This is a genomic window from Streptomyces sp. NPDC050704 (genome assembly GCF_040654355.1).
GTDB lineage: Bacteria > Actinomycetota > Actinomycetes > Streptomycetales > Streptomycetaceae > Streptomyces.
Genome location: NZ_JBFAHW010000050.1, coordinates 1 through 15818, shown reverse-complemented (window position 1 = coordinate 15818; position 15818 = coordinate 1). Strand labels below are relative to the sequence as shown.

15 protein-coding genes and 1 pseudogene are annotated in these 15818 nt (G+C 69.7%); 9 read left to right on the top strand and 7 right to left on the bottom strand.

Annotated features, from left to right (window positions below; translation table 11 throughout):
* The first annotated feature begins 536 nt into the window (after positions 1-536).
* The 3 genes from AB0I18_RS27400 to AB0I18_RS27390 all read left to right on the top strand — a co-directional run bounded on the left by AB0I18_RS27400 (position 537) and on the right by AB0I18_RS27390 (position 2784).
* Positions 537-827, top strand: coding sequence for a hypothetical protein (locus AB0I18_RS27400; RefSeq protein WP_363108241.1), 291 nt, complete (start codon positions 537-539; stop codon positions 825-827).
* Between the two features lie 201 nt (positions 828-1028).
* Complete coding sequence (locus AB0I18_RS27395; protein WP_363108240.1) at positions 1029-1700, top strand: PIG-L family deacetylase; 672 nt, start codon at positions 1029-1031, stop codon at positions 1698-1700.
* Between the two features lie 190 nt (positions 1701-1890).
* Positions 1891-2784, top strand: a complete 894-nt coding sequence (locus AB0I18_RS27390) for a TIGR03564 family F420-dependent LLM class oxidoreductase (protein WP_363108239.1) — start codon at positions 1891-1893, stop codon at positions 2782-2784.
* A gap of 174 nt (positions 2785-2958) precedes the next feature.
* On the opposite strand, the gene AB0I18_RS27385 is transcribed toward AB0I18_RS27390, so the two are convergent.
* The 3 genes from AB0I18_RS27385 to AB0I18_RS27375 form a co-directional block, all read right to left on the bottom strand.
* Complete coding sequence (locus tag AB0I18_RS27385) at positions 2959-3975, bottom strand: zinc-binding dehydrogenase (RefSeq protein ID WP_363108238.1); 1017 nt, start codon at positions 3973-3975, stop codon at positions 2959-2961.
* A gap of 47 nt (positions 3976-4022) precedes the next feature.
* Positions 4023-4388 carry a MerR family transcriptional regulator gene (locus AB0I18_RS27380; RefSeq protein ID WP_363108237.1) on the bottom strand — a complete coding sequence of 122 codons (366 nt, stop codon included), beginning with the start codon at positions 4386-4388 and terminating at the stop codon, positions 4023-4025.
* 160 nt (positions 4389-4548) lie between these two features.
* Entirely contained in the window at positions 4549-5544 is a 996-nt protein-coding gene (locus AB0I18_RS27375) for a LacI family DNA-binding transcriptional regulator (protein WP_363108293.1), read from the bottom strand.
* 479 nt (positions 5545-6023) lie between these two features.
* Between AB0I18_RS27375 and AB0I18_RS27370 the strand changes: the two are divergent.
* The 5 genes and pseudogenes from AB0I18_RS27370 to AB0I18_RS27350 form a co-directional block, all read left to right on the top strand.
* Positions 6024-6206, top strand: a pseudogene (locus AB0I18_RS27370) (methylmalonate-semialdehyde dehydrogenase (CoA acylating)); the annotation flags it as partial.
* 93 nt (positions 6207-6299) lie between these two features.
* The gene (locus AB0I18_RS27365) at positions 6300-7250 is read left to right on the top strand and encodes a TIM barrel protein (protein WP_363108236.1); all 951 of its coding nucleotides are present in this window, start codon (positions 6300-6302) and stop codon (positions 7248-7250) included.
* A 9-nt stretch (positions 7251-7259) separates the two neighbouring features.
* Positions 7260-8693 (top strand): sugar porter family MFS transporter, encoded by a 1434-nt coding sequence (locus AB0I18_RS27360; RefSeq protein WP_363108235.1) that lies wholly within the window; start codon positions 7260-7262, stop codon positions 8691-8693.
* A 76-nt stretch (positions 8694-8769) separates the two neighbouring features.
* Positions 8770-9807 (top strand): Gfo/Idh/MocA family oxidoreductase, encoded by a 1038-nt coding sequence (locus AB0I18_RS27355; protein WP_363108234.1) that lies wholly within the window; start codon positions 8770-8772, stop codon positions 9805-9807.
* Positions 9804-10673: a sugar phosphate isomerase/epimerase gene (locus tag AB0I18_RS27350; RefSeq protein ID WP_363108233.1), complete on the top strand. Its 870-nt coding sequence runs from the start codon at positions 9804-9806 to the stop codon at positions 10671-10673. Before AB0I18_RS27355 ends, AB0I18_RS27350 begins: the two co-directional genes overlap by 4 nt.
* Positions 10674-11030: 357 nt before the next feature.
* Here AB0I18_RS27350 and AB0I18_RS27345 read toward each other — a convergent pair whose 3' ends face one another.
* From AB0I18_RS27345 to AB0I18_RS27330, 4 genes are all read right to left on the bottom strand, one after another.
* Positions 11031-12158: an amidohydrolase family protein gene (locus AB0I18_RS27345; RefSeq protein WP_363108232.1), complete on the bottom strand. Its 1128-nt coding sequence runs from the start codon at positions 12156-12158 to the stop codon at positions 11031-11033.
* A gap of 240 nt (positions 12159-12398) precedes the next feature.
* Positions 12399-13313 carry a LysR family transcriptional regulator gene (locus AB0I18_RS27340; RefSeq protein ID WP_363108231.1) on the bottom strand — a complete coding sequence of 305 codons (915 nt, stop codon included), beginning with the start codon at positions 13311-13313 and terminating at the stop codon, positions 12399-12401.
* Positions 13314-13348: 35 nt separating this feature from the next.
* Complete coding sequence (locus AB0I18_RS27335; RefSeq protein ID WP_363108230.1) at positions 13349-14554, bottom strand: NAD(P)/FAD-dependent oxidoreductase; 1206 nt, start codon at positions 14552-14554, stop codon at positions 13349-13351.
* Positions 14555-14857: 303 nt separating this feature from the next.
* Positions 14858-15385 (bottom strand): MarR family transcriptional regulator, encoded by a 528-nt coding sequence (locus AB0I18_RS27330; RefSeq protein ID WP_363108229.1) that lies wholly within the window; start codon positions 15383-15385, stop codon positions 14858-14860.
* 65 nt (positions 15386-15450) lie between these two features.
* Between AB0I18_RS27330 and AB0I18_RS27325 the strand changes: the two genes are divergently transcribed.
* Positions 15451-15663, top strand: a complete 213-nt coding sequence (locus AB0I18_RS27325; RefSeq protein ID WP_363108228.1) for a hypothetical protein — start codon at positions 15451-15453, stop codon at positions 15661-15663.
* The last annotated feature ends 155 nt before the right edge of the window (positions 15664-15818 follow it).

The following is a 15818-nucleotide window of genomic DNA, read 5'->3' as shown; positions in this document are numbered from 1 at the left end:
CGTCGAATGGGTGACCTTTTACGGGTGGTGGTCGTTCACTGCCGTGACGGGGATGATCGGCCGGGCGGGGATGAACGGGTGGGCGGGTTACGGGAGTTGGCGGCGTCGTTCGTGGTGCCCGGTCCGGCCGGGGTGGCGATCCGGGACCGGCTGCGGGTGTCGGACGCGGACGCGGCGGTACTGACGGAGGTCGGGGTTTTACTCGGTTCGCTGGCGGCCGGGGACTTCGCGGAACGCGCCCGGCAGGGGCTGGCGCATGATGCGGCCTCTTGGGCACCACGCAAGCGGGCGCTGACGGGGCGGTCGTCGGCACGCTGGGTGGGCAGCATCACCAAGTCCAGCCAGGACCAGTGGGCACTGGCCCGGCGCGGGCAGGCGGCCCACCTGGGCTGGCTACGCGGACAGATCGCGTCCATCGAGGCACGGCTGGCCAGGCCACTGGGCGCCCCGGCGGACAAGCGGGCAGGGCTGGCGCGCTGCAGGCGACCAGGCACTTCGACGTCACCACTGAGCTGCTGCTGCCCGGCCAGGATCACGTGTTCGCCATCGGCGACCTCACCGCCCTCCCGGAAGCCAAGACGGCCGGGGCGGCCGCGGAACACGCCGACTCCGTCACGACCAACATCAGGACCCTGATCAACGGCGGCGGTGAGCTGGCTTCCTACGAGCCGGGCCCACCGGGCGTCGCCCTGCCGCTGGGCCCCTCCGGCGGCGCGTCCTACGCACCCCAACTGGGCGTACTGGGCGCCGAACAAACGGCACAGATCAAGGGCGCCGACCTGATGACCGGGATGTACGCCGACATGTTCGACACGGAAGGCGGCTGACAACGGCCACCGCCAGGAACTCCGTCGTGGCCCGGCTCGCCTTGGCGCTGGAACAACCTGTGACGGCATGTCGACCGGCTGGGTTCACCCGTCGTCGAGCCGTTCTCGGAGGCGCGGCGCTGCTCGGTGCACCAGCCGTCCCGAGGAGGATGCCTGACATGCCGTCAACGTTGCCCGCCCTGCCCGAGGAGTCGTTCCATCGTGTGCTGTGCGTCGGCGCGCGGCATCGACGTCGGCTACCTACTGCTCACCCGCGGCGGGGCCGGCATGCCCAGTCCCCCGGAGGAGACCGCTCGCCTGCGCCTCGCCGAGCAGCAGACCGCCTGCGCCGTTGTCGGCGTCAAGCACCTGACCGTACTCAAACATCCCGATGGCGTACTCGCCCACGGCCTCGACCTGCGCCGGGACACCTGCCGCGAGGTTCGCCGCTTCAAGCCCGAAGTCGTGGTCAGCAACGGGTACGAGGTCGAGACGCCGAGCGGCTTCGACCAGTCCGACCATCGCGTGGCCGGACTCGCAACCGTCGATGCGGTGCGCGACGCGGCCAACCGGTGGGTCTTCCCGGAACAGATCGACGACGAAGGCCTCGAACCGCACAGCGTCCGCCGGATCGTCATCCCCGGGCTCGCCGGCGAACTCCACGCGACCCACGGCGTCGACGTCACCGGCGAACCACTGCGACGCGGCATCGCCTCCCTCGAAGCACATGCCGCGTACCTGGCGGCACTCCCCGGCCATCCCGCACCCGCGGACTTCGTCCCGAAGCTCACCACGATGAACGGCAGGGCCATGGGCGTCGAACACGTCGTCCTGTTCCGAGCCCACGACCTGCACGCACCGCCGGCGATCCGCACCGACGGCACGCGGGAATGACCCCACCGCCCGGCCAGGACCACGGCAGGCACCGCCCGTGTGTCCGGCGTGGCTTCAGGGGTGAGAAGCGGGTCTGGCCCACCCCGTCCGGGTGGGCTTGCGAAGGTATCGTTGATGTCCGTCGCAGTTGATCTGGTGCGTGATCGCTACGGTGTGGGCGTTCGCGGGCCATTCGTCTTGGGGTGGTTCGGTGCGCATCGGGCTCTTGGTGGATGAGATGGGGCCGTCCCTGGACACGGTCGTCGACCAGGCTCGCGCGGCCGCCACAGCCGGCTTCAGCGGGGTCTGGCTGGGCCAGCGCACCGGCCGGGACGCACTGACCGCCCTGGCGGTCACCGGCCGTCAGGCCCCCGGGATTGAGCTCGGCACCACCGCCGTGCCGACCTACCCGCGGCACCCGCTCACCCTCGCCGCCCAGGCGCTGACCGTCCAGGAAGCCGTCGGCAATCGGCTCACCCTGGGTCTTGGAGTCAGCCACCGGCACATCGTCGAAGGCCAGTACGGGTATTCCTTCGACCGGCCTGCCCGCCACCTCCGCGAATACCTGTCCGCGCTGGTCCCGCTGCTGCGTGGCGAGAGCGTCAGCTACCAGGGCGAGACCCTCAAGGCCGTGGGAGCGGTCGACATACCAGCGACCGCGCCGCCGTCTGTGCTCGTCGCCGCGCTCGGCCCGGCGATGCTGCGAGTGGCCGGCGAGTTGGCTGATGGAACCATCACGCTATGGGCCACTCCGGCCGGCCTCACCGACCACGTCGTGCCGACGATCACCCGAGCGGCCGGGCGGGGTGAACCTCGCGTGGTCGCCTCCACATTCGTCTGTGTCACCTCCGACGAGGACGACCGCAGGGCGTGGGTGGCCGAGCACTTCGGGATGGCCGGACAGATCCCCAGCTACCGCACCATGCTCGACCGAAGTCACGCGGCCGGTCCCCAGGACACGGTCATCGTCGGAGACGAGACCGGTGTCGAACGCCAGATCCGCCAACTGTTCGATGCCGGCGCGACCGACCTCATCGCGATGCTTCTCGGACCGGAAGACGAACAGGCCCGGACGACTGAACTCCTGACCGATCTGGCCGGATAGGGCTGGGCGAACCGCCTCGGCGGTGTTCGCCGGCCCGACCGTTTTCGATCCGATCCCCGTCTCCGCCGCCACGTGGACGCTCGGGCGGTGCCGGCAACACTCCACGCGGTGCGGCCGGCCTTCGGGACAGCGGGGCATTGCGGCGAGTCACAGGCAGTCGCAGGCAGGCCGTTCCTAGCGCCAGGGATCCAGGGCGAGCTTGCCGCGGGTCCGGCCCGCTTCGAGTTCCCGCAGCACTGCCGGCCCTTCGGCGAGGGGACGAACCTGAGGGGTGCCCGGCGGGTACACGCCTTGGGAGATGAGTGCCGCGAGTTCGCCGAGCAACGATCGGTAGACGGCAGGGGCCGCGGCCGCCAGCGCACCGATGTGGAGGCCCTTGACCTGGACCTGATGGGTGAAGACCAGGTCGTGGGTGCTGAGGCGGGCATCGCCGGAAGCGGCACCGAAAACGACGACTCGGCCGGTGAAGGGTTTGGTGACCGACAGACTGACCTCGAAGGTGGCCTGACCCACCGACTCCAGGACCAGGTCGACACCGCCGGTCAAGCGGGTGATCTCCGTGGCGAGATCGGGGCGTCGGCTGTCCAGGACCTCGTCGGCACCGAGCGCCTTGACGGTGTCGTGCTTGGCCGGTGACGCCGTGGCGATCACGCGCGCACCGTAGTGGCGGGCGAGACGGACGGCGGCCTGGCCCACGCCTCCGGCCGCAGCATGAACGAGCACCACGTCACCCGTCATGATCTCGCCCAACGGCTTCAGCGCCGCCAGAGCCGTCGCCCAGTTCAGCACCAGGCCGAGAGCTTCAGCCTCACTCCAGCCGGAAGGGACAGGGAGTACACCCGCGGCCGGCATCGTCATGTACTGCGCGAAGGCGCCCGGACCAACGCCGACGATACGGGTGCCGAGTTGAAGCGGGCTCTCGATGTCCGGGCCTGCATCCACGACCTCGCCGGCGGCTTCGAAGCCCGCCACATAGGGAGCCTGCGGGCCTCCCCCATAGCTACCGCGGGTCTGCAGGACGTCCGCGAAGTTGACCCCGGCGACGCCGACCCGGATCAGATACTCACCAGGTCCCGGCGTGGGGCGGCGATGACCGGTGGTGAGGATCAGATCCTTCGGCCCTCGGTGCGACTGCTGGACCAGTGCCCGTACCGTCTGCTCGGTGGCGTGTCGCTGCTCGTTGATCTCCATGCATCGGAACGTAGAAGCTTCACACTGACGTCAAGGTCAAGTGGCGGTCATCGATCGGTCCGGCGGGTCTCGCGCAGGTAGGCGTCGAGAGCCGACTGCTGATCGCGGAGGCCGGCGATGCGGGCAGCGAGCCGGTCGCGATACCTCTGCACCTCGTGCAGGAACTCCGCGCACACCTCATCCGTGCCGGCGTCGCCTTCGGCAGTGAGGTGAGGCAGGACTTCCCTGATCAACCGCACGGGAAGCCCGGACTCCAGGAGTGAGCGGACGACGCGGACTCGATCGATGGTGGACCGGCAGTAGTCACGGTACCCATTGCCGCATCGACCAGGGACGATCAAACCCTCGTCCTCGTAGTACCGCAATGCCCTCGCACTCACCCCGCTGACCCGGGAAGCTTCGCTGATCTGCATATCTCAGAGCAACGCCCGCACGCTCCGACATCTTCCAGTCCCCGCATCGCGGCAGGCCTGACCGCGGCGGCGGAGCAGGCGGAGGTCTCCGGCGACGGCCGTGACACCGGTCGCTGTCTCCGTCTCCATCGCCGACCAGCCGTGACCAGCGTCGAGGAGCTCACCGCGGCCGCGGTGGTCCGCTCGTCTCTCTTACGACCAGTTTCGGATCCAGTACCGCCTCCCGCGGCTCCAACTCCGTGTTCTCCAGGCGCTCCACGGCGAACCGCACCGCGTACTCGGCGATGAGCAGCGCGTCCTGACGGACCGTCGTCAGACCGATCGGCATCACATGCGAGAGATGGCTGTCGTCGTAGCCGACGACCGACACCTCGCCGGGGACGTCGACGTGCGCGTGGGTGAAGGTCATCAACAGGCCCATCGCGCAACGGTCGTTGCCCGCGAGGATCGCCGTGGGCAGGGGCAGCCCCCGGTCGCGCTCGGCGAGCAGCAGGCGGCCCGCCGCGATGCCCGCGTCCTCGTCGTGGGCACCCGGGATCACCCGGATCTCGCCGGCGAGGCCGTGCCGGCGCATCGAATCACGGTAGGCGCGGCGGCGCTCCACCGAGCCGGGCTGCCGACCGCCGTCGATGTGCACGATGCGTCGGTGGCCCAGTTCGACGAGGTGGTCCATGGCCTGTCGTACGCCCTTGTTCTCGGCCGAGTGGACGTTGTCGACGTAGGCGCCGGTCACCCGGCGGCCGACCGAGACGGCGACCGTGCGGTGCCCGAGGACGTCCAGCTCGGCGGCGTCGGATCCCGGGCCGAGCAGGATCAGCGCCCCGCAGCGGTGGCTGAGCAGCGCCTCGATCGACTTGGCCTCGTCGCGGCCGGGGACGTTGGCGGAGAGCAGGACCTCGTAGCCGAGGCGCTCGGCCTCCGGGTAGATGCCCTCGACGAGGTCCGCCTGGAAGGTCTGGTGGACGGTGAGCAGCACACCGAGCGTGCGGCTGCGACCACGGGCGAGGAGCCGGGCCGCACTGTCGGGGCTGTAGCCGATCTCGGCGGCGACGCGCAGCACCCGGTCCCGGGTGTCCTGACTCGCGCCCGGCTGGTTGCGGAACACGATCGACACCAGGGCCCGGGACACCCCCGCCCGGGCGGCCACGTCCGCCATGGTGGGCCGCTGCTTGCCCGACACATCCACCTGTGAACCCATTCTCCCGCGACTGCCCCGCCCAACGGACGGCCAGGAAGTCTTTCGGCGACAACCTATTGACATGACATTTGGACAGGGGTCATCGTACTCGCACTAGAGCGCGCTAGTAGAGCGCAACAGCGATCTTCGGTTCGTCACAGTTCATCTGTCGTTTCCCAGGATCTCAGGGGTGAAGGGACAACAAGCGTGATGCCGTTCGAACCCGCGTACCCGCACAAGCCGAGCCGTGACGGCTGCCAGGTGGCGACAGGCGAACGTGAGCCCTGGACCGCCGCCAGGGCGCTGCCGACGCGCTTCAACGGCGGCAAGATGCTGACCCGGATCGCGCTCGACGCCCCGGCGACCCCGACCGCGCCGGAGAACACCGCCCTTGCCGTCACTGAGCCGAATGACCGTCAACTCATGGCGAGCCTGGTGTGGGCGGCAATGGCACCGGGCCGGTGTCCGTGCCGATGTCGTGCTACTCCTTCGGCGGCTGGAAGGACTCGCCCATCGGCCACTCCCCGATCCACGGCCCCGAGGGCATCCGCTTCCGCACCCACCCGAAGGTCGTGACGACGCACCGGCCTCGGCCGAAGCAGCAGCTCGCGGCGGGCTTTACCTTCCCGACCTCCGGCTGAATCCCCGCAACGGCAGCAACAGCCCTCAACACCACACAGAAGAACTCCGCCCACAAAGGGCGTCTCCGTCCCCGTATTCGAAGGATTTCGACCATGGCAATGGCGCCATCCCCACTGCGTACCGTCGCCGGCAACCTGTGTCTGGGCTCGGCACCGGATTCCTGGGGCATCTGGTTCCCCGAGGACGAGCACCAGGTCCCGTACACCCGCTTCCTCGACGAACTGGCACAGGCCGGCTACGAGTGGCTGGAACTCGGACCGTACGGCTATCTCCCCACCGAACCGTCCGTACTGGCCGAGGAGTTGGCCGTACGCGGCCTGAAGGTCTCCGGCGGCACCGCCTTCGGCGCGCTGCACCGCCCTGAGGCCTGGGAGGAGATGCTCGCGCATGTCCGGCAGGTCGCCGAGCTGACCGCCGCCGCGGGCGCCCACCACCTCGTTCTCATCCCGCCCATGTACCGGGACGAGAAGACCGGCGGCTTCACCGAGTCCCCCGAGCTCACCGCCGGGCAGTGGGCGGGCTTCGGCAAGAGCGCGGACCGGCTCGGGAAACTGCTGCTCGACGAGTACGACGTACGGCTCGTCCTCCACCCCCACGCCGACAGCCACATCCAGACGCAAGCCGAGATCGAGCGGCTGCTGAACGAGTCGGACGGCCGCTACACGAACCTGTGCCTGGACACCGGTCATGTCGCGTACGGCGGCGGTGACAACCTCGACCTGATCCGCCGGTTCGGCGAGCGCGTCGGGTACGTCCACATCAAGCAGATGGACCCGACGGTGCTGGCCCAGGTCACCGCCGAGGACCTGTCGTTCGGCGAGGCCGTCAAGCGCGGGGTGTGCGTGTCACCTCCGGCCGGTGTGCCCGACCCCGCCTCCGTTGTGGCCGAACTCGCCCGGCTCGACGCCGAGTTGTTCGTGATCGTCGAGCAGGACCTGTACCCGTGCGCTCCCGACGTGCCGCTTCCCATCGCCGTACGCACGCGGGAGCACCTGGCCGGCTGCGGCCTCTCCGGGACCCGACGCCCCCACAACCACCGGTAGGAGGCGGCCATGGATGTCAGGGACGACGCAGCGCAGCCACGCACCGCTGTGTCCACGCCGATCGACGACACGCCTGTGGCGGTCTCGCGGCGGCTGCGGCTCATCACGATCATCGCCACCTTCGGCGGGCTGCTCTTCGGCTACGACACCGGGGTCATCAACGGCGCGCTGCCGTACATGACCGACGACCTGGGCCTGACCCCCTTCACGGAGGGCATGGTCACCAGCTCCCTGCTGCTCGGTGCCGCGCTCGGCGCGGTCGTCGGCGGCCGTCTCTCGGACGCGCGCGGCAGGCGGCGCAACATCCTGCTGCTGGCGGTGCTGTTCTTCGTCGGCGCGCTCGGTTGCACGCTCGCCCCGACCACCGTGGTGATGGTGGTGGCCCGGTTCGTGCTCGGCCTCGCGGTCGGCGGAGCGTCGGTGACCGTACCCGTCTACCTCGCGGAGATCTCGCCCGCCGAACGGCGCGGCGCGCTGGTCACCCGCAACGAACTCATGATCGTCAGCGGGCAGTTGCTGGCCTTCACCTCCAACGCGATCATCGCCGACGTGGGTGGCGAGTCCGGCGGCGTCTGGCGCTACATGCTGGTGATCGCGACCATCCCGGCCGTCGTCCTGTGGTTCGGCATGCTGGTGATGCCGGAAAGCCCCCGCTGGCTCGCCTCCAAGGGCCGGTTCAACGAGGCCTTCGAGGTGCTGAAGCAGGTCAGGTCCCAGCAGCGGGCCGAGGCCGAGCTGAGCGAGGTCACCGCGCTCGCCGTCAAGGACGATCAGGCGAAGCTCGGCGGCTGGCACGACATGAGGTCCACGCCATGGGTGCGCAGGCTGATGTTCATCGGCTTCGGCATCGCGATCGTCCAGCAGATCACCGGCGTCAACACGATCATGTACTACGGCACGCAGATCCTCACCGACGCCGGATTCGCCGCGGACAGCGCGCTGACGGCGAACATCGCGAACGGCGTGATCTCGGTCCTCGCCACCTTCGTCGGCATCTGGCTGCTCGGCCGGGTCAACCGCCGACCGATGCTGATGACCGGTCAGATCGGTACCACCAGCGCCCTGTTGATGATCGGCATCTTCTCGCTGGCGCTGCCTTCGGGCGACGGCCGCGCCTACGCCGTACTCGCCATGACCGTCACCTTCCTCGCCTTCCAGCAGGGCGCGATCTCGCCGGTCACCTGGCTCATGCTGTCGGAGATCTTCCCGATGCGGATGCGTGCCTTCGGGATGGGAGTCGCGGCGGTGGTGCTGTGGCTGACGAACTTCGCGATCGGGCTGGTCTTCCCCTCGCTGGTCGACGGGATCGGTATCTCCGCCACGTTCTTCCTCTTCGTGGTGGCGGGTGTCCTCTCCATCACCTTCGTGAAGCTGTACGTCCCCGAAACGCGCGGCCGCACGCTGGAGAACCTCGAGACGGAACTCCGGGCCCGCTACTCCTGAACACCCCCATGTCCCACGCTCCCGGGCCCCGGCGATGGCACGGAAACCGGGAGCTGTAGAAAGGAAACCAAACCCAATGACTGTGCGCGTAGGCGTCATCGGCGCCGGCTGGATCGGCCAGGAACACATCCGCCGGCTCACCGACACCGTCACCGGAGCCAAGGTCACCGCCGTCACCGACATCGACGCCGCGCGCGCCGAGGAGGCGGCAGCCCACGTCAGCGCCCGGGTACTCGCGGACGGCGCCGAACTGATCGCGGCGGGCGACGTCGACGCGGTGCTCGTCACGTCCTGGGGCCCCAGCCATGCCGAACACGTACTCAACGCGATCGCCGCCGGAAAGCCGGTGTTCTGCGAGAAGCCCCTGGCGACGACGGCCGAGGACTGTCTCCGCATCGTGGAGGCCGAGCGCGCGCACGGCCGCCGCCTGGTCCAGGTCGGCTTCATGCGCCGCTATGACGCGGGCTACCGCCAGATGAAGGAGGTGCTGGCCTCCGGCAGTATCGGCACCCCGCTGATCGTGCACTGCGCGCACCGCAACCCGAGCGTCCCGGAGTCATACACCTCCCGGATGGCCGCACAGGACACGGCGGTCCACGAGATCGACGTGCTGCGCTGGCTCCTCGACGACGAAATCGTCTCCGCCCAGGTGCTGAAGCCGCGTGCCACGACCAACCGCTTCCCGCATCTGACGGACCCGCAGATCATGCTCTTCGAGACCGCGAACGGGGTCCGCGTCGACCTTGAGGTCTTCGTCAACTGCCAGTACGGATACGACATCCAGTGCGAGACCGTCGGCGAGACGGGCCTGGTCCGGCTGCCCGACCCGGCCGCGGTCGCCGTGCGCACCGAGGGGGTGAGCGGCTCGGCGGTGCTGCGGGACTGGAAGGACCGGTTCGCGGACGCCTTCGACACCGAGTTCCGCGAGTGGATCGCGGGCATCGCGGCCGGCGAGGAGCCGACCGGACCGTCCGCCTGGGACGGCTACGCGGCCACCGTCATCACCGACGCGGCCGTCCGGTCCCTGGAGTCGGCCAGCCAGGTCGTGACCGTCGACATGAAGCCCCGACCCGCGTTCTACGCGGCCACGGCCACCGCCGGAGGTGTCGCGTGAAGATCGCCCTCGACCCGTACATGTTCCGCGCCCTGCCCATCGACGAGATGGTGCGCACGGTCGCCGAACTCGGCTACGAATACATCGAGTTGTCGCCCCGCGAGGACTTCATGCCGTTCTTCCTGCATCCCAGGGCGGACGACGAGCGGGTGGCGGAGCTCAAGAACTCCCTGCGTACGCACGGCGTGCGGCTGTCGTCCGTGCTGCCGCTGTACAAGTGGTCCTCGCCCGACGAGACCGAGCGGCAGGCCGCCGTCCGCTACTGGAAGCGGATGATCGAGATCACCGCGGACCTCGAATGCCGGTTGATGAACTCGGAGTTCAACGGCCGTCCCGAGCAAGCCGCCGAGAGTGAGGCCGCCTTCTGGCGCTCCCTGGACGAGTTGCTGCCGCTCTTCGAACGGGAGGGCATCGCGCTGAACCTGGAGGCGCATCCGGACGACTTCTGCGAGGAGAACGCCCCGGCCGTGGACCTGGTCCGCGCCATCAACAAGCCCTGGGTGAACTACCTTTACTGCGCCCCGCACTCCTTTCACCTCTCCGGTGCCTCGGACGTCGGCGCGGACATCGCGGCGATGATGCGCCACGCGGGCGACAAGCTCCAGCACGTGCACATCGCGGACTCCTTCAACCACAAGGGCTCCAGCGGCCTGCGTTACATCCTCAATCCGCCGGGCACGGCCGCCCGTATCCACCAGCACCTGGACATCGGCCAGGGCGAGGTCGACTGGGACGCCTTCTTCGGCACCCTGCGCGAGCTGAACTTCGACGGGGTCGCCACCGCCTGCGTCTTCGCCTGGGAGGAACGCGCCCGGGAATCCTCGGCGTTCATGCTCGACCGCATCCGCAAGGGACTTGCCGCGTGAGGCGATGAAGCAGCTCTGCTGCCACTGAGGCGACGGCACCAGCGGGGCTTCCGCCCGCGCCTCGCGGGTCAGGTTGCCGAGGCAGGATCGGCGAGACCCGGCCGCGGTCTTCCGAGGGGGGATCGGGAGACCGCGGCCGGGTCGTTCACCGCACCGGTCCGTCCCCACGGGCGGCGCGGGACCGGGGACGCACGCCACGCCACGCGTCTCCGGGGTCAGGGCGGTGTCCGCAAGGCCCACCGAGTGACCGCCGGTGGCGTGGCGGCCACGAACCTGGTGCCGTCGCCGTACGCGACCGGGCCGGGGTAGGCCTGACCGGCCTCGGGGTTCCGCCAGGCACGAGTGGCGATCCGGGACTCAACGCACCCGGTGGCCCGCCCGGTACACCGCGCGGATGTCGGTGACCGCCGAGATGTCGTCGATCGGAGAGCTGCCGAGTGCGAGGAGGTCGGCGTCCGCTCCGGGGCGCAGTACGCCCTTGCGTCCGGCCCGGCCCACCGCTTCGGCGGCCTCGGTGGTCGCGCAGCGCAGTACGTCACGGTTCGCCATGCCCAGCTCGGCGAGCTGGGTCAACGCGTGGGGGTAGACGCCGTGTGGTTTACCGGGAGAGATGCCTGCGTCGGTACCGGGAACGACCCGGGCGCCCGAGGCGATGACCTTGGCCACGACGTCCTCCAGGGCGGCGAAGCGAGCGACCACGGCCGGGGCCGACGGCGTCTTGCCGGGCATGATGCCCACCGTGAGGCTGATGAACGTTCCTCGCCGTACGACCTCGTCCACCACATCCTGGCGCAGGCCGACGCCCTCGGCGGTGAGGAAGGAGAAGTGCTCGATGGTGTCGAAGTCGGCGTCGACCACGTCCGCGATAGCCGGGACGGCGTGGGCGTGAGCGGCCACGGTGAGCCCGAGCCGGTGCGCCTCGTCGGCGATCAGCCACAGGTCGGACCGGTCGTACTGCTGGTGCAGGGAGTTGGAGCCGGGCGTCATCATGCCGCCGCTGACCATCACCTTCACCACGTCACAGCCGCGCTCGGCACGTTCGCGTACCGCGGCCCACAGTTCCTCGGCGCCCTCGGCCTCGCCGCCGAGGAAGTGGCAGTGGCCGCCGTGGGTGGTGACCGGCGGGCCCGCGGCGACGATGTCAGGGCGTTCCGTGGGCGGCACCTGTTCTCGCAGCGCGAGGGTGAGGTAGTCGCGGTCTCCGAGGTCCCGGACGGTCGTGACACCGGTCGCCAGCGTGGTCGCCGCGGAGGCACGTGCGGTCTCCAGTACGGCTTCGTGGTCGTCGGACGCCACGTGTTCCACGGCGTCCTTGGTGCCGTCCCAGCACAGGTGCACGTGCGCGTCGATCAGCCCGGGAAGCAGCCATCCGTCCGGTCCGAAGTCCGTCACCGCCGCGTGCTCCGGCGGTGCCGCTCCCGTGAAGTCCACGTCGCGGATCACTCCGTCCTCGACCAGCACCATGCCCGAACGTCTGGCGTTCACACCGTCGAAAACGTGCCCTGCCCGAAGCGCCAGCAGCTCGCCGCGCATAACAGTCAACTCCAAGAAACCGCAAAGTGGGGGAAACAAGCCCCGTCGTCGTACGCCGACGACGTGCTCGCAAGTCCAACTCTCGCCGCTGACCAGGCGTTTGGGGAAGGAGAGATCATCGATGGCGGGCATAGACGAAATCAATACCGCTGTACGAGCCCAACCTCGAGGATCTGGCCTGGGCCGGGCCGGTCAGCTGTGCGGCGTGTCGTGGAGTGCGGCCTCAGCCGTACCGGCGGCGATCAGCCGGCCGGCCTCGGCCGCGGTCTTTCTCAGCCAGATGTGTGCGGGGTCCCGTTCGTGCAGGGGGTGCCACCACAGGGATTCCACCAGCCGTCCCCCACCGAACGGCAGCTCGACGACGGCCGTGCCGCTGTCGGCGGAAAACAGGCGGGCGGCGCGTTCGGGTACCACGCCCACCCGGTTGGTGCCGGCGATCAGGTACGGCATGGTGAGGAAGTTCTCGATGGCGATCTCGACCCGCGGTTCCAGGCCCTGGGTGTGCAGTCCGTGCAGGGGCGAGAAGCCCATGGCCGGGAAGTGATAGGGCAGCACCCAGGGGCGTGCGACGAGCTCTTGTGGGGTCTGTGGTGTCGACGTGACGGTGTCGGAGGAGACCACGCACACCCAGCGGTCCTCGTACAGGTCGATGGCCGGGACGTTCGCCAACAGGCCCTGCGCCAGCAGCATGCCGTCGACGGTGCGCAGATGCTCGGGAGCACGGTGGACGATGTGCGGGGTGTTGTGCTGGAACCGCAGCCGTACCTCCGGCGCCGCGTCGCGCACGAGGGCGGCCAGCGTCCGGCCGAAGGTCGCCAGATGCATGTCGGTCACCACCAGGGTGAACTCGCGTTGCGCGTGGGCGGGGTCGAAGGCGGGGCGGGTCTGGAGAACCCGGTCCGCCGAGCCGAGCGCCTGCGCCGTGTGCCCGGCCAGGCGCTCGGCCAGCGGGGTGAGCTCGTAGGTGTTCCCCACGCGGGTCAGCAGTTCGTCGCCGAAGTGGCGACGCAGCCGGGCCAGCGCGGCACTCACCGTGGGCTGGCTCAGCCCCAGCCGCTGGGCCGCCCGCGTCACACTGCGCTCCTGCAACAGCGCGTCCAACGGCACCAGCAGGTTCAGATCCAGGCCGACTGACCGTCCGATCAGGAACCTCCCCCGAGAACAGCCGCACCCGGCTGGGACGTTCCGTGGGACGTTCCGATGGGGGAATTCCACTCCAACAGCCGGGCCAGCTCCTCGTCACCGGGCCGCGCCGCCGGCGCTTGACCGGTGCGGGACGGCGTGTGGGCGCCGCGGGAGATGTTTCCGCTCACGGTGGTGTTGTGTCCCACGCGCGGGCGGCGCAGCGTCTCGTAGACGGACAGCGCGGCATCGGTGCCGGGCATGTCGCGCAGTGCCTTGGCGAGGATGACGGCGTCCTCCATCGCCATCGAGGCGCCCTGCCCGGTCGCCGGAGACGCCGCGTGGGCGGCGTCGCCGACGAGCAGCATCCGTCCCGAGCGCCAGGGTGCCCCGGTCGCTATCTCGGTGGCGTTGGTGACCAGGATGTCGTCGGTGGTGGCCGCGACGATGCCGGCGGCCGCGGTGGCATCGTCGCGCAGCAACGGCAGCAGCAGATCGCGCCATCGGCCAGGTGTGCCGCGCGTGATCGCGTCGGCGGCCAGGCGTTCTCCGGCCACCCGCGCGAACCAGTACGTCTGCCCGCCGGACGACACCGCGTAGCCGAAGGCGGCAGCGCTGCCGCGCACCATGGTGAGGCGCTCGTCGTCAGCCTCCTCGACCAGGGACATGTCGGTGGTGTAGCCGTAGAACACGTACTCGCCCGCATAGCACGGTTGGGTGGCCGGGCTGATCGTCCGGCGGACGGTGGAGTTCAGGCCGTCGGCGCCGATGAGCAGGTCGCCGGTTGCGGTGCTGCCGTCGGTGAAGTGTGCGGTGACGCGGTCGGGGCCGTCCTGGACGGACGCCAGCGAGGCACCGTGCCGGATGTCGATCCCTCGGTGGGCGGCCTCGGTCTGCAGGGCGGCGTTGAGTTCGCCCCGACGCAGGCACCGGTACCGCAGGACGGGGCTGTCGGCCTCGCCGAGCGGCCGCTGCGCGACCTCGGTGCCCGTGCCGTCGAGGACGCGTATCGAGGTCAGCGGGAAACCGGCCGCGGTGACCGCGGCGGAGGCGTCGATCTGGGCGAGGGCTCGCATACCGTTGCTCGCCAGCGTGAGGAAGGCGCCGATGTCCTCGGCCGAGTCGGGGTGCGCCTCGTACACGCAGACGTCGAAGCCCGCCTTGTGCAGGGCGAGGGCCGTCGTCGTACCAGCGACCCCGCCGCCGATGACAAGTACTCGGGTCACGATGAATCCGGCTCCTCCGTGGACGGCTTGGGTGAGTTGCGCAGGTGTTCCGGGGAATGTGCCGACGAGCCGGTGGGGTTCCCGTGCGTGTGGTGCGCCCGGCCCGGGACATGCTGCCCAACTGCGGCCTTACAGCGGGGCCTTCGCTACGAGCGTCGCATCGGGACTTGTCCGAAGAAGAAGATACGCGCCTCAGCATACGATCACATGCCAAGATCGTTGCGCCACTGGGTTGACCTATGGGGAGAGCTGGTCCGGGCTGTCAGTCCTGTCCAGCTCTGCCCTACGCCCCCTTTTCAGTTGTCACCCCCCCACCACGGCGTCCACCCAGCCGAACGGATGCGGCTCCGGGTCGTCCGTCGCCGGAGCAAGGGGTTCCCCGCCCGCCTCGTTGAAGGCCGTGAGTGCCTCGATGAGTGCCGCACGCTGCTTCGGGGCGAGCCGTTCGACGATCGTGGCGATCTCGGCCCGGCGCCGGGCGGTGACGTCCGCGACGGTGAGCCGTCCTTCGTCCGTAAGCCGGAGCAGCGTCTCGCGGCGGTTGTCGGGGTTGGTCTGGCGGTCGGCGAGGCCGGCGGCGATGAGCCGGTCGACCATGCGCATGGCGGTCGAGGGAGCGACCTGGAGCAGGTCGGCGAGCGTGACCAACTTGGTCGCGCCGCGAGTGGACAGGACCACCAGCATCCGGACCTGCGGGAGCGTCACACGCTCTTCGACCTCGGCGAGGGACCGGGCGGAGACCGCCACCAGCAGCCGGGACGCGGTCAGGACCGCCTGGGTGACCGCATCGACATCGTCCATGGACCCGGCGGGGGTCTCGTGCTCCGGCATGGGTCCTTTCTACCGTGCCGAAGTCGCTGCCCACGAACCTGATGGGAACAAATTTTCCTTTCCCGATGACCATGGTGGAGCCGCGGGAGCATCGCGGCGTCGTGGGCCGCCAGGCGGCGTACCGCACCGGCTCCTCACTCAGCGTGCCCGGCCGGAGTGCCGTGAACGCCGGGTCCTTCATCAACCGCTCACCACCGCCCACGGCTCCCGTCGGACGCGGCCCTCCCGTGTCCGCGGACGGTCCGGAGGTGGACGGCCGACGCCACCCGGCCCCGTGAGCCGGAACCTGACGATCGCGGACGTGCCCCAGTTCACAGGAACCGCGTCCCCAACTGCGGGAACAAGAAGGGACAGTTGACCGTTCATCTGTATGTGGCTGCGGAGGGGACAGTGTCCCCGGGCCTCACCTATAGCCCATGGGGACGATCGTCCG

Excerpts from the sequence above, each read along its gene's own strand:
- AB0I18_RS27375 (WP_363108293.1), bottom strand. The coding sequence starts at position 5,544 with ATGGCGGACGTGGCCGCCCGGGCGGGGGTGTCCCGGGCCCTGGTGTCG.
- AB0I18_RS27330 (WP_363108229.1), bottom strand. The coding sequence starts at position 15,385 with ATGCCGGAGCACGAGACCCCCGCCGGGTCCATGGACGATGTCGATGCG.
- AB0I18_RS27360 (WP_363108235.1), top strand. The coding sequence starts at position 7,260 with ATGGATGTCAGGGACGACGCAGCGCAGCCACGCACCGCTGTGTCCACG.
- AB0I18_RS27385 (WP_363108238.1), bottom strand. The coding sequence starts at position 3,975 with ATGGAGATCAACGAGCAGCGACACGCCACCGAGCAGACGGTACGGGCA.
- AB0I18_RS27365 (WP_363108236.1), top strand. The coding sequence starts at position 6,300 with ATGGCAATGGCGCCATCCCCACTGCGTACCGTCGCCGGCAACCTGTGT.
- AB0I18_RS27380 (WP_363108237.1), bottom strand. The coding sequence starts at position 4,388 with ATGCAGATCAGCGAAGCTTCCCGGGTCAGCGGGGTGAGTGCGAGGGCA.
- AB0I18_RS27325 (WP_363108228.1), top strand. The coding sequence starts at position 15,451 with ATGACCATGGTGGAGCCGCGGGAGCATCGCGGCGTCGTGGGCCGCCAG.
- AB0I18_RS27355 (WP_363108234.1), top strand. The coding sequence starts at position 8,770 with ATGACTGTGCGCGTAGGCGTCATCGGCGCCGGCTGGATCGGCCAGGAA.